Source organism: Petralouisia muris, from assembly GCF_004793545.1.
In the GTDB taxonomy this organism is placed as follows: domain Bacteria; phylum Bacillota; class Clostridia; order Lachnospirales; family Lachnospiraceae; genus Petralouisia; species Petralouisia muris.
Window position 1 is genome coordinate 1 of record NZ_SRYA01000100.1, and the last position, 12830, is coordinate 12830.

Here is a 12830-nt window from a genome sequence, read left to right on the forward strand (position 1 = left end):
TTTTTGAGTGTTTCCCCTTCGTTGCTGTTTACGAGCTCATTCCATTTTTTATAAATGCCCTGCATATATTCAGGCGCAATACTGCCCATAACCCTTTGCATTGTGTCATGGGAAGGGATGCCGTTTTCAAGCCCAATGTACCGCTTTAGGAATTCCTCATTGGACTTTGCAAAAATTTCAACTTCCTCCCAGTCATCAGCATTCGCCAGTTTTGCAAACAGCACAATCACCACAATGTCAAGCAGTTTATGCCTGACCTTTTTTTCCTGTCTTTTGTCCTCAATCAGTTCTATCGTTTTTAATATTTCTGTCATTGTAAACACCACCTTTACCGCAATAATATCACAAATTTTAAGTAAAAGTGCTTTTTGTTCACAATTTATTCATTCATGCGTTTGTCCTGTTGAAAGTCTTCAAAAGTATATAGAGCAGAATGAAACTGCAATATCAAGTGTATCATTTTATGAATTTTTGGTTAAATTTCGTAATTCTATAGAAACGATACATAAGGGTTGCAATTATATAGCAGAGAATCATATAAAAGTAGCTTACAATAAATATTTTTCATATAGTGATGAGCTAAACTGTGATTTTACTTTACTTTGTTCCAGAAGGTGAATCGGCCAGTGATTTGAAGAAATTTATATTTGAAAGCTGTATTAAATTATGGACGAAAGACAATTTGGAAGTGTTCAAAGAAATTTTTACTAAGGGATATACATCTGATAATCTATACTTCCTAAGCAACAATCCATTTGTAACCTCCAACATTACAATGATTTTTACTAAACGATTAGTAATTCATATGTTTTATTTTACATATCAATCCACTGAATAAATGCTGTCTTGTCCGAACTGTTATACCCAGCATTTCGATAAAAATTTAATGTACTTTCTTCCTTCGAACCTGTAAGCAGCATCATTTGGAATAATCACACATACGCAAGATGCCACAATCTTACCGTTAATTTCACAAACAATAAGATGATGATTAACATCATTTATAATGATTTCCCATGTGTTTTGTAAATGCTCTGTGTCTTCCGGAACGCTTTCCTCGTGAAGATACAGATATAACTGCAGTATTTCAGTTAAATCGTTTCTATTTGCTTCTCTGATTGTCATTTACTCCGAACATCTCCTAATCAAAATTCATCTATAACTACTTATCCAACAAATAACAAAATCATCTGCACCATCCAAAACAACCTGCTTGCACAATAACAGCTTCTGCCATTCGTCATGCTTCGCCTTGCTTCTGATATCCATACTGCCGGTGTCATATTTTCTCGCCCACTCGGTGAACTCTATATGATCCTTTGCCATCATAAACATTTTTTAACATATTGGCGGTATATATCCTAGTTGAATAGCTTTTGTTACGGCTTCAACGGCTGATGTAACATCAAGTTTTTCGAATATATGTTGTAAATGATTTGATAATGTACGTTCGCTAATATAAAGTGTACTTGCGATATCCTTTCGTTTTTGTCCCTCCGCTATAAGCTGTATAATTTGTTTCTCACTATCGGTCAATCCTTCTATGAATGGAATTTCCCTGTCAAAATAAAGTATCCCCTGCATTATTTTAGAAAGAATAGATATGAGTTTTTCAGGTTCAATATTTTTATTAACAAATCCTTTTGCTCCTATTTTTCTTGCTTCACTTCGATATACAGGCAAATCGTAACCAGACAGAATTACAATCCTTTGTTCTGGATAGCGGCTTAGTATCTGCTTGGCTAATTCCAGACCATCCTCAGAGGCTATATTCTTCAAGTTTATATCCATAAGGATGATGTCTGGTTTCTTAGATGCAATAAAATTGTCTAATCGAGAAACATCATTGATACTATCAAAGGTTTCAACTTCTGAATAATCTGACAATGCAATCTCCAAACTTTTTGAAAATAAAGCATGGTCATCTACTAACAAAATGTTGATAAGAAACATCCCCTTTCATCGGCAATATCGTTTGTATGCAAATCCCATGTGGATGGTTATTAGATATAGTTACAGAGCCGTCCATGTCATTCACTCGTTCCGTAATCATTGCAAGTCCTCGATGTTTTAACTTGTCAGCAGATAAGAGAACATCTGCATCAACAGTTCCATTGTCACTCACATTCAGTATTATAATCCCCTTATCCTGCGTAAGGGTTATCCATGCTTTTTCTCCTGTCGAATGTTTATAAACATTCATCACAAGTTCCTTCAGCAGGCGGTACACAAAGATATTGTATGGCTCAACCAGAAACAAGGAGTCTGAACAATCAAAGGAGACACAGATATTACGATTCGGAAAAGATTGCGAAATACCATCAAGCAAGTTTTGGTAGTTTTCCTTTATAGTAAGTTTCGGAAGCAACATAGGATGGTAATCTTGCATTTGCTCACGAATATAAGTATTCATATTATCGAGAGTTTCCGTGATGATTTTCTGTACTTCGGGGTGGTCAGCTTTTTTCATCATATTTTTTACAGAAAGAAGATCTTGAAGAATATCATCGTGGAGAAAGTTTGCAAATTCAAGATTTAATTGTTCTTCTCGTTGTAATTGTTGTAGGGCAACATGGTATTTGCTTTCCCTGATTATCTTATTTTGCCCCTTCTTAAAATTGAAATCCAAAGCAATATTACAAACATATAAAAACGCAAACAGGGCATCCAACATAATAAAAAGCAAAGAATATCCACCATCTAAAATCATTGCTACCATGCTAAAAATAATTACACCAGTAAATATAAGTAATGTTAACTGGCAATTATTGAATACGGCAGATAATGGAAGGCTGTTATGTTCGTTCAGTATGATACCGTGAACGCTTACCCAAAACAATAGTATAGGAATATATATACCAAAATTTGAAAGATGTTCGGGAACTCTCATTGTTGAAAAAGAATAAGTAAGGAATAAAACCATAACTACTATAAAGGAGAAAGTGATATGCTTCCATTCTGACTTAAAAACAAAAGCAATTCTTTTTCGATGATATATCACAGTAAAAATAAAACATAGCCAACTTGCCATAAATTGTATGCCATAGAGCAGGAAAAATATTTTGCTTGACGCCAATATACCAATAAGAGTACAAATACAAGTTCCCGTCAGGCAGAGATTAATTAATTTCTGATATTTGTATCCGCTGTTTTGGAACAAAAACATCAGTATGAATTTAATGGAAACACACCATATTACCGGGCTTAAAGCGAAAAAAATAATGTTTGTAATGGAGTTGCCCGAAGCCGATAAAAGTATATACCAACTTTCCAGTGCTAATAAACCACAAAATAGGGAAATAGTTTTATTTTTCCTAATGTTGCAGGAACTTATATAAGTAACATCTATCAGCAGCAAAGACGATAAAACCAAGGGAATGACACCTCTGGTGTTTAAGTGCAAATCTGCATGAGCGGTCAGCCCCATATATGCAATGAGTAAAATAGAATTTATAAAAAGCGGCAACTTTAATACTGTTTGCTTCATGTTTTGCCTCCTTTCTGTTTTCTCATTAAATTATACCATCTCTCTGTGAACAAATAAAGTGTGCGAAATCGCCGAGTGATAAGACCCGACGATTTCATATGATTTTTTATCTTTTTAGAACAGTTTTGCAGCAAGTATGGACAGTCATACCGTAATATATTGTATAGATTACCAATGTCAGCATAATGGAAATCAACACAGGGACATATAACATAAAGCTATTTTCCAAGATGTTTTGCATAAGAGCCGATTTGTATACTAACGTGGCAAAGATGCAATCCACCAGACCGAATAGAAATGGAATGCTGAAAAAGGTTATTGTCTGCTTTTTTATTATTTTTTTAATTTTCTTGTTTGTGTATCCCATTTTGCTCAAAATTTCATAATCAGCCTTTGAGTCGGTTATCGCAGAAATATTATTAAAATAAAGGATACTGCCTGTTGCAATAAAAAACAATATTACGAGAAATCCTATCAACAGGAAAGTAGAACTGTTTAAGGAGAGTAACTCGTGTATTCTGTGGGAGTTCCCCTGTAAATAAGGGCTGTCGTTAAGATATTTTGACAAATCAAGAAACAGAGCTTCATTATCTTTGATGGACTGCCCATTTATACTTAGGACTTTTGTTTCGGGAGTCAGACTTTCCGCTATGGTATGATATAAATTGTCACTTACAATCAAAGTGCCCACGCTGTTTGCAAATGAAATGGGATTGTCTAAAGTAGTTGCGGTTACAGTAACCGGTATTTCTTCATTGCCTATAAGCAAAGGATAAATATTGCCCGTTTCGTCATTGTCTGAAGCTGGCTGGTATTTTACTAAAATACACTCACAATCGTGTGACTCTCCAATTTGTTTCAAAGCCTTTTTTCTCCCCTGTGCCTCTAAGAGGGAAATATAGTCTGAATAAGAGATACATTCAAACCCTGCGTTTCGCAGATTTTTTTCGTTATCTGAATCTCCTTTAGCACTTCCAATGCTATATTCCATTGGGAGCTGTTCAGAAGAAGAAGTAACCTTATAAATATTGGTTTCCACGAATGATACATCATTCTCAGATGAGTGCTTACCCACAATCTGTTTGATTGTATCTATTTCGCTTTCATCTTCAATCCTGCATTCAATTTCTGATGGTGCGATACGGGATAACGAAGCTATTGGATAATACAAAGTTAAGGCCATAACGCTCGAAGCGGTCAAAGTCGCTGCCGATAACAGTGTGAGCATGATTAAAGTTTTGGAGTTTGAACGCATACGGTATATGAAATTCGGGGAAGTAATTATTTTTGTTTCTGTATAAAACTTCCGTTTGTTGTTTTTGCCTGTCTGTACTACAAAAGGAAGAAAGGACATAATAAAGAGTATTGTTCCCAAAACTATGAGTACAAGTGTCAGCATGCCAATAGGAGAAAACCCAATCGTAAACCAAACAGATTTTACTCCTCTGAGAATATCCAATGCAAGAATATATCCAAAAATAATGGAGCAGAAGCCAATGATGGCAGGAACAGCATGGAATTTCACTTTTCGTTCAGCGCTTTTTTCAAATCTGACTAATCCCATAAGCGATGTCTTGAAAAGGAACCTGCTGTTAGACAGCATCAATACAATCACAATAGCAAAAATAAAGCAGGCTGTTTTTACAATGGCATTGATATTGAAAAAGGGTATTTCTGAATTATTGATAGACAAATCCAGTAACTTGGTTATGCCAAAAACAATGCCTTTATGAAAAACACTGCCGAGAAGCATTCCTACTATAAATGCTCCCAAACAAACCAGTAAATTCTCTGTTGTCAGCAATGACAGTACTGTGCTTTTTCTATATCCTAATAATGCGTAAACGCCAAGTTCTTTTGTCCGACGACGCAAAAAGAAACGGTTGGAATATGACATATAAAAAACAACAAAAGCCATTAGGAATACAGAAATTACGTTGCACATCGTTTCAACCCGTCCGTCACCAGATATCTTTTCAAGCATAACCGTATTCATTGAGAATGAAGTAAATGCAAAAAAGACAGTAATTACAAATGATACAGAAAGCAGGTAAAGGGCATAAAATGAAAAATTGTTTTTTAGATTTTTAAATGCTATTGATAAATTATTCATGAATGTTACCCCCCCTTATCTTTCCGTATCTAATTTGGCTACTTCCCGTGCAATCACTTCATAGAATGCTCGTCTGTCGGCATCCTGTTTTAGAAGTTCCCGTATAATGCTTCCGTCTTTGAAAATCAGAATACGGTTAGCAAAACTTGCAGCGTATGCGTCATGTGTGACCATCAGTATAGTAGTATGCAATTCTTCATTTGCTTCTTTCAAAGTTTTTAACAATTCGGTAGCAGAGCTTGAGTCCAATGCTCCTGTCGGCTCATCCGCAAATAAAATACTTGGCTGTTTTACAATGGCTCTTGCAGCCGATGCCCGTTGCCTCTGCCCGCCAGACAGCTCGTTTGGATATTTGTCTAATTGAGATGCAATGCAAAATCGTTCTGCTAAACTCCGCACCATTTTTTCGATTTTTTTAGGAGGAAGTTTTTGCAAAGTGAGTGGGACAGAGATGTTTTCCTGGATAGTAAGGCTGTCAAGTAAAAAGTATTCCTGAAAAATAAATCCAAGATTATCCCTGCGGAAATCTGCTGCATCTGTGTCGCTCAGTTGTTTTAAATTAATGCCATTGATTACAATGCTGCCACTTGTAGGGGTATCAATAGTGGAAAGAACATTAAGCAATGTAGTCTTTCCGGAGCCAGAAGCACCCATAATAGCGATAAATTCACTTTCTGCCACATTGAAGGATACTTTATTCAGGCTTGGACGCTGTCCTTTGGCATAAATTTTTGTTACATCATTTGCTTTTAATAATGTTGCCATATTTTAATCTCCTTTTCGTTTGGTAGTTTTATTGTACTTTTTTTGGTTAAAAAGCGAATGAGTAAATCAGGCAATTTTTTTGTGTGATTTACTAATTCAAAATTAAGGGCGTTGTGGTAAGGTAATAAATATTGAAAAGTAATTTACTTTAACTTTACCTCTTGATAACAACGTATAAAACCGGGATTTGAATAAAAACTAACTTGCAAGCTAATAGCCCTGTCATTGGATGAGAGTCAAAGTGACATACAAATTGGCGGATGGAGCATTATGCCGAGGCAGCATAAGGTATTAAAACAGGGCAGAGAAATCGATCTGACCAATATTGAATTTCGTATTCTGCATATGCTGGCGCTCCATCGGGGCATAACGCTTTCTAAAGAAAAGATTTATAACTATGTATGGACTTGTTCTCTTATTTTTTTAGATTTTACGCAAATATTGTTTTAACAAAAAGCAAATCCACATAGCAGATAAAACAAATGCTGGAAGCATATAAAGCGGTATATTTTCTAAAATCGCTTTTCCAATCCAAAAAGAGGGCAACGGAGAGATTACATACTGTATATCTGATTTAATGAAAAACGGGATAACTGCGCCAAAAATGGTCAGCGTAGATAACTTTGTTACTGCCATACCCTCTAGCTTATTTGACGAAATCGTTAGTACAAGCAATGCAACAATCATGCCTTGCAAAGTTCCTCCTGCCGACAGTAATAAAATGGTAATCGGAGAAAGAGCCGTCAGTTTAAAAACAGGCAATAGAATGATAGTCGCAAGAAATGCAATAACAGAAGGAACGCCAAACCGTGCAAATATGTCCCCTGTTTTTCTTAAAAGCGTAATGAATAAATAGACGGCTGTCTTTTCATCCTTTTCCTCTAAAGAAACCATTGCTGAAACAAAGCAGAACATAGTGGACGGCGGCATTGCATACAGGATGTCAACCAACTTGTAATAAGGAGAAATGATTGCCATTATATGAAAACCGCCTGTCAAAGCAGCTTCTAATAAAGGTATGGCAAACCGAAAGAAAAAACCTGCAAGGATTGGCGCAAGACAAGACGCAAACAGTATCATGTCCCGCCGCATAGTTGCTGCCATTTGACAAAAGTTCAATCGAATTGCTTTCATAGCTTTACACCTCCCATGCTATCCCACATTTTCAAGACACAAAATCTTGATAATGAGTAGACAAATGATTATAATAAATGTTGCCATATAGTGTCAGGATTTTGATGGTATTCTATTATCAAAGGAGGAACTGGCAATGCAGGAAAGCAGATTATTTAAAATTGTGTATCATTTACTTGATAAAGGACATGCTACTGCTCCAGAATTAGCAGAAAAATTTGAGGTGTCCGTAAGGACGATTTACAGGGATATTGACGCTCTAAGCAGTGCGGGTGTTCCTATTTATGCAGAAGCAGGGCGAAATGGCGGCATTCATCTAATGAATGATTTTGTTTTAGATAAGGCAGTGCTGTCAGAAGAAGAAAAGCAGGAAATTCTAACAGCCTTACAAAGTATCAATTTTACGAACAATAATGGAAACAATCAAACATTGCAAAAACTTTCTGCAATATTTAATATGAGTTCGGAAAACTGGCTTGAAGTGGATTTTTCCAGATGGGGCAACAAAGGAACTGACAATGAGAAATTTGAATTGCTGAAATCAGCGGTAATTCATCAAAAGTGCGTAAAAATAACTTATGCAAATTCCTGCGGAGTAATTAGCGAAAGAATTGTCCAACCCTTTAAAATGTCATATAAGTCTATGTCGTGGTACTTAAAAGCATATTGTACGGAAAAACAGGATTATCGTATTTTTAAGCTGACCCGTATGATAGATTTAGAAATTCTCACGGAAAGTTTTTGCAAAAGTTCCTTTCCAGAATTGGACGAAACATTAGGGCAATCCTACAATACAATCGTACTGCGTTTCCCGAAAAATATGTCATATCGTGTTTACGATGAATTTGACAAAACGAGGGTAAGCAAAAAAGAAAATGGAGATTTAGTCGTATCTGTTGAAATACCTGAAGATGAATGGCTAATAGGGTATTTATTGTCATTCGGAACACAAGTAGATATTATAGAGCCTGCGTATCTGAAAGACATTGTGGCAGAACAGGCAAAGAAAATCTATGAAAAGTATAAATCTTGACATAGGATGTCAGTATATGTGTGATATAATTCGCCTGTAAATTCTATTTGAGAAAGCGGGGACTGAAAATGAAACATGAACGGAAAAAGCAGGAGAAAGAAATATATTTGAATCATGCTAACCGTACAGAAAAAGCTAACTAAAAAACTATATTGAGATACAAAGTTACAGATATTGGGAAATAGTAACATACTATTATAAAAACGAAAGGAAACTTAATATGGGAAGACCAACAACAAAAACAGATTTACTAACAGCTGCAGCCGCTAATTATGAAAAGTTAAACACTCTTGTTTCTGGATTAACAGAAAAAGAATTATCAACTTCCTTTGATTTTTCGAGTGATGAAAAAAAGAAAGAAGCTCATTGGAAAAGAGATAAAAATCTTCGTGATATTTTCATCCATCTCTATGAATGGCATCAGCTTTTGTTAAACTGGGTACATTCCAATCAGAATGGCAATCATAAACCGTTTCTTCCAGAGCCTTATAATTGGAAAAACTATGGAGATATGAATGTGGAATTTTGGAAAAAACACCAGTCTACATCATTAGAGGACGCAAAGAGTGTGTTTCAGAGATCTCATGGCGAAGTAATAAAACTGGCGGAAACTTTTTCAAATGAGGAATTGTTTTCTAAAGGAGTTTATCAATGGGCAGGCGGAAGTGCCTTGGGTTCTTATTTTGTCAGCGTTACAGCAAGTCATTATGACTGGGCAATGAAAAAACTGAAAGCACATAGGAAAAATTGCGCCAAAATGTAGGGAGGACATACCATGCACTTCGTGAAAGCAAAAGGGATATTATCTGCTAAAAATGGAATGAATTTATACCGTGGCTGTTCTCATGGGTGCATTTATTGTGACTCCAGAAGTAAATGTTATCACATGGAACACGCTTTTGAAGATATTGAAGTCAAAGAAAATGCAATTGAGTTGTTGGAGTATGCCCTTACTCACAAGCGTAAAAAGTGTATGATAGGTACAGGCTCTATGACAGACCCCTATATTCCTTTGGAGATTGAGATAGGGAATCTCAGAAAAGCTTTGCGCTTAATATATGAGCATGGTTTTGGATTTACGGTCATTACAAAATCAAACCGTATATTGAGAGATTTAGACCTTTTGCAGAAAATAAATGAACAGACAAAATGCGTTGTGCAAATGACCTTGACTACTTACAACGAAGATTTGTGCAAAAAGATTGAACCGAATGTAAGTACGACAAGGGAACGTTTTGAAGTATTGAAAAAGTTGAGAGATTTAAGGATACCAACAGTTGTATGGCTGACGCCGATTTTGCCGTTTATTAACGATACGGAAGATAATATTTCTGGTATTTTGGATATGTGTATGGAAGCAAAGGTTTATGGCATTATTTGCTTTGGAATGGGATTGACTCTTCGAGAAGGAAATCGAGAGTATTTCTACGAACAGTTAGACCGATTGTTTCCCGGCTTAAAAGAAAAATACATTCGTACATACGGAAATCAGTATATGCCAGAGAGCAGCAATAACAAAGATTTAATGCGGCTTTTTCATCAAAAATGCGAAGAAAATGGGATTGTGCATGACAATGAGCAAATATTTAACTATCTGCATTTCTTTGAAGATAATAACGATAATAAACAATTAAGTATTTGGGATTGGGAAGTGAGATAAAATATTGATGCTGCTTATGAAACAAAATGGATATACTGTCCTATTTGCAGCAACAAGACCAGAACAGGAATCAGAGAGCCAGACGTACAGCACAATTTATTTGTGTATGGTAATGTTCACGCTTTGTCTGTCTGTCAGGTTTGCAGAATATTTTCTGCTGGAAACAGACAAAACATGTCATCAATGTATGGATGGAGGAGGGAGTTTTCCGCAAACTGTTCCTGAAAGCATTTTCTGAAACAAAGCCATTTATGCAGGCGAATTTTATTGCCGCGTTTTTATTTGGAATCTGGCACATTACAATGCCAATCAGAAGTTATGTGAACGGCGAAATGTCATTTGCGGCAATGGTTCTAATGGGTATCGGTTATATGCTCCTTGCCGGAATTATGGGAATCAAATGGGGGCTTCTTTACCGCATGACAGGAAATATCTGGGTAGGGCTTGGCGACCATTTATTCAATAATGCCGTTGCGACAAATATGTTGCATGTCGTTTCGCTAAAGGACGCAGACGAATTACAGATTGTTCGAATTATGGCTGCACAAATTATTTCCTTTGCTTTTGTGTGGGTAATTCATACTTATCCAACTACTAATGTTCGATAAGGTATTATTGCAGGAACAGAAAGAGATAAATTGAATTTAGATGGGGTGGATAGATGGGCGCACAAGTATTTTGGAATGTTATTGGCAATTACAACAAACAGACATGGACAATTCAAATCAATGTCCTTTTACGGTAAAGTATGTACCGATACTGGAGGAGCTGGCAAGGACCAGGAACGCTGCGTTTCAATCTATACATATCCAGACCAGAGCGGATGCGCAGAATGCCCCTCGCTCTTTACAACCTTTTCCCTTTTCTATGACGGGCAGCTTGTAACCCATGAAATCCTGCCAATTATTAGAGATTGCCAAAAAGGCGGGGATGAATGAACTGTATCTTTCTGTGGAAAAGAAGAATGAACCTTCGGTTAAAACAATCACCCAAAATGGCGGAGTCTATGATCGAAGTTTTGAATTTGATGGAGAACAGGCGGATATTTATAAAATCGCTCTATAGGAATAGCCATACTGGCACAACGGATACGGCAGAGTCGTAAGCTGCCTGGAGAGAAAAATGATAGGATTAAAAAGAGGAAGCGTGGAGCTTTTATCCCATCAGGAGGAATGGAATAAAAATGCTGAAAATGTAATTTGGGGATTAAAGCAGCTTTTCGGAAATGCCGCTGTTGATATCCAGCATGTTGGAAGCACTGCGATTCATTCCATTTATGCAAAACCAATTATTGACATTGTGATTGGCCTCCGTGATTTAAATGATATTTCACCTTATATGAAAGTGTTGGAAGAACACGGTTTTGTTTGTCGCGGAGAAGATATTGCCGGACAAATATTATTTGTAATGGGTGATTTTGAAAAAGATACGCGTACACATCATATCCATGTAGTCAAATGGAATGGGACAGAATGGAATAACTATATCAATTTTCGGGATTATCTGAATTGCCATCCTGATAAAGCAGCATTATACGACGCCTGTAAGAAAAAACTGGCATTACAATTTTCAGGTGACCGGAGAAGCTATACGGAAGGCAAGCAGGAATGCATAGAATGCCTGCTGAAAGAAGCATATGTATGGAGGCATCGGCAGTAAACTTCTAAACGATACACCTTTGAGGTTTTGTGATAAAAAAATGTTTATATACCACAGGACAGTTTGCAAAGCTTACTAGCATTCGCATGACGAATCAGCATACTTGCTGAATAAATGTTATGCCTTGCTATTTTCCCTGTTTTATCATCATATATGAGTAATGTAAACCGGATGTCGTATCTATACCATCCAAACATTGCATCTGTCTTATGTTTTTCTTTCCGGTTTACCTCATGTTTCGGATTAGTCGCTATCTGTATAAGTTCAGGAATACCCTGTGCAGCATTTGCTTTAGCCCTTGCCACTGCGCCTTTTAAGGCGATACGGCTTTCTGAACTTGCATATTCATCGGGAAAATCCGCCGAAATATATATTTTTTCAGAAGTTTCCTCAATTTCATAAAAATCTCCGATATACTCTTATTACTGATAACTCAAATGACGATACACAGCCAGAAGCCCCTGAAATCCGTATCAGCATGAGCGATATTATTATGAATCAAGTTGACGGCTTTACAAGTGCAGATTATGCGCGATATAACCCTGAAACAGATGATGAAGTTGTCTGGAACAAAGAAGATATTGTCGCTTATTATGGAACTGATTTGACGCCTGCTTATGTTCCAAATGTATTGCGATTGACGAAGACCCTTATATGGAAATCTATAAGGACATTCCCAAACTTCCTAATGCCGAGCCGAATCGGGCTGATAGCTCAAGTATATCTGTAAACTTGGGGTTGCCCCTTGTTCGCAATGTTCGTAAGGCAGCGCGGCGAGATAAACATTTTGTCGCTTACTTTCTTGCGGCTTTCCTTGCGCTCTGTCCGCCCTGAAAAGTGGGTGAAAGTTTAGCAAGAGGGATTGACAGAAAAATTACCTTGATTTATAATTTGCATTATGTATAATTAAAGTTATATATAATAGATGTTGGGGTCAAAACCATAAATAAATTTGCCCCTATTCCTATAGTGCCTTGAA

16 protein-coding genes and 1 pseudogene are annotated in these 12830 nt (G+C 36.6%); 10 read left to right on the plus strand and 7 right to left on the minus strand.

Going from position 1 to position 12830, the window contains the following annotated elements:
* From E5329_RS25730 to E5329_RS25755, 6 genes are all read right to left on the minus strand, one after another.
* A partial coding sequence (locus E5329_RS25730) for a transposase family protein (RefSeq protein WP_135992084.1) occupies window positions 1–314 on the minus strand: 314 nt, incomplete at its 3' end.
* Window positions 315–858: 544 nt separating this feature from the next.
* Entirely contained in the window at window positions 859–1125 is a 267-nt protein-coding gene (locus E5329_RS25735; RefSeq protein ID WP_330572362.1) for a GNAT family N-acetyltransferase, read from the minus strand.
* Window positions 1126–1338: 213 nt separating this feature from the next.
* Entirely contained in the window at window positions 1339–1887 is a 549-nt protein-coding gene (locus E5329_RS25740) for a response regulator transcription factor (protein ID WP_330572363.1), read from the minus strand.
* Window positions 1888–1921: 34 nt separating this feature from the next.
* Window positions 1922–3487 carry a sensor histidine kinase gene (locus E5329_RS25745; protein ID WP_135992086.1) on the minus strand — a complete coding sequence of 522 codons (1566 nt, stop codon included), beginning with the start codon at window positions 3485–3487 and terminating at the stop codon, window positions 1922–1924.
* 106 nt (window positions 3488–3593) lie between these two features.
* Window positions 3594–5600, minus strand: a complete 2007-nt coding sequence (locus E5329_RS25750) for an ABC transporter permease (protein ID WP_135992087.1) — start codon at window positions 5598–5600, stop codon at window positions 3594–3596.
* 15 nt (window positions 5601–5615) lie between these two features.
* Window positions 5616–6365 (minus strand): ABC transporter ATP-binding protein, encoded by a 750-nt coding sequence (locus tag E5329_RS25755; protein ID WP_135992088.1) that lies wholly within the window; start codon window positions 6363–6365, stop codon window positions 5616–5618.
* A 270-nt stretch (window positions 6366–6635) separates the two neighbouring features.
* On the opposite strand from E5329_RS25755, the gene E5329_RS25760 reads away from it, so the two are divergent.
* Window positions 6636–6815, plus strand: a complete 180-nt coding sequence (locus tag E5329_RS25760; protein ID WP_135992089.1) for a winged helix-turn-helix domain-containing protein — start codon at window positions 6636–6638, stop codon at window positions 6813–6815.
* On the opposite strand, the gene E5329_RS25765 is transcribed toward E5329_RS25760, so the two are convergent.
* Entirely contained in the window at window positions 6789–7499 is a 711-nt protein-coding gene (locus tag E5329_RS25765) for an ABC transporter permease (RefSeq protein ID WP_135992090.1), read from the minus strand. The genes E5329_RS25760 and E5329_RS25765 overlap by 27 nt on opposite strands.
* A 136-nt stretch (window positions 7500–7635) precedes the next feature.
* On the opposite strand from E5329_RS25765, the gene E5329_RS25770 reads away from it, so the two are divergent.
* The 9 genes and pseudogenes from E5329_RS25770 to E5329_RS25810 all read left to right on the plus strand — a co-directional run bounded on the left by E5329_RS25770 (window position 7636) and on the right by E5329_RS25810 (window position 12581).
* The gene (locus E5329_RS25770) at window positions 7636–8532 is read left to right on the plus strand and encodes a helix-turn-helix transcriptional regulator (RefSeq protein WP_135992091.1); all 897 of its coding nucleotides are present in this window, start codon (window positions 7636–7638) and stop codon (window positions 8530–8532) included.
* Between the two features lie 220 nt (window positions 8533–8752).
* Entirely contained in the window at window positions 8753–9295 is a 543-nt protein-coding gene (locus E5329_RS25775; protein WP_135992092.1) for a ClbS/DfsB family four-helix bundle protein, read from the plus strand.
* Window positions 9296–9307: 12 nt separating this feature from the next.
* Window positions 9308–10192, plus strand: a complete 885-nt coding sequence (locus E5329_RS25780) for an SPL family radical SAM protein (protein ID WP_135992093.1) — start codon at window positions 9308–9310, stop codon at window positions 10190–10192.
* Between the two features lie 3 nt (window positions 10193–10195).
* Entirely contained in the window at window positions 10196–10417 is a 222-nt protein-coding gene (locus E5329_RS32715; protein WP_408634699.1) for a cysteine-rich KTR domain-containing protein, read from the plus strand.
* Window positions 10333–10800: a CPBP family intramembrane glutamic endopeptidase gene (locus tag E5329_RS25785; protein ID WP_330572364.1), complete on the plus strand. Its 468-nt coding sequence runs from the start codon at window positions 10333–10335 to the stop codon at window positions 10798–10800. Before E5329_RS32715 ends, E5329_RS25785 begins: the two co-directional genes overlap by 85 nt.
* A 112-nt stretch (window positions 10801–10912) precedes the next feature.
* Window positions 10913–11130, plus strand: a pseudogene (locus tag E5329_RS32355) (YoaP domain-containing protein); the annotation flags it as partial.
* Window positions 11081–11257 (plus strand): hypothetical protein, encoded by a 177-nt coding sequence (locus tag E5329_RS25795; protein WP_275443757.1) that lies wholly within the window; start codon window positions 11081–11083, stop codon window positions 11255–11257. The pseudogene E5329_RS32355 and the gene E5329_RS25795, both read left to right, overlap by 50 nt.
* Window positions 11258–11314: 57 nt before the next feature.
* Window positions 11315–11851, plus strand: coding sequence for a GrpB family protein (locus E5329_RS25800; RefSeq protein WP_135992094.1), 537 nt, complete (start codon window positions 11315–11317; stop codon window positions 11849–11851).
* A 493-nt stretch (window positions 11852–12344) separates the two neighbouring features.
* Complete coding sequence (locus E5329_RS25810) at window positions 12345–12581, plus strand: hypothetical protein (RefSeq protein ID WP_135992095.1); 237 nt, start codon at window positions 12345–12347, stop codon at window positions 12579–12581.
* Window positions 12582–12830 lie beyond the last annotated feature (249 nt).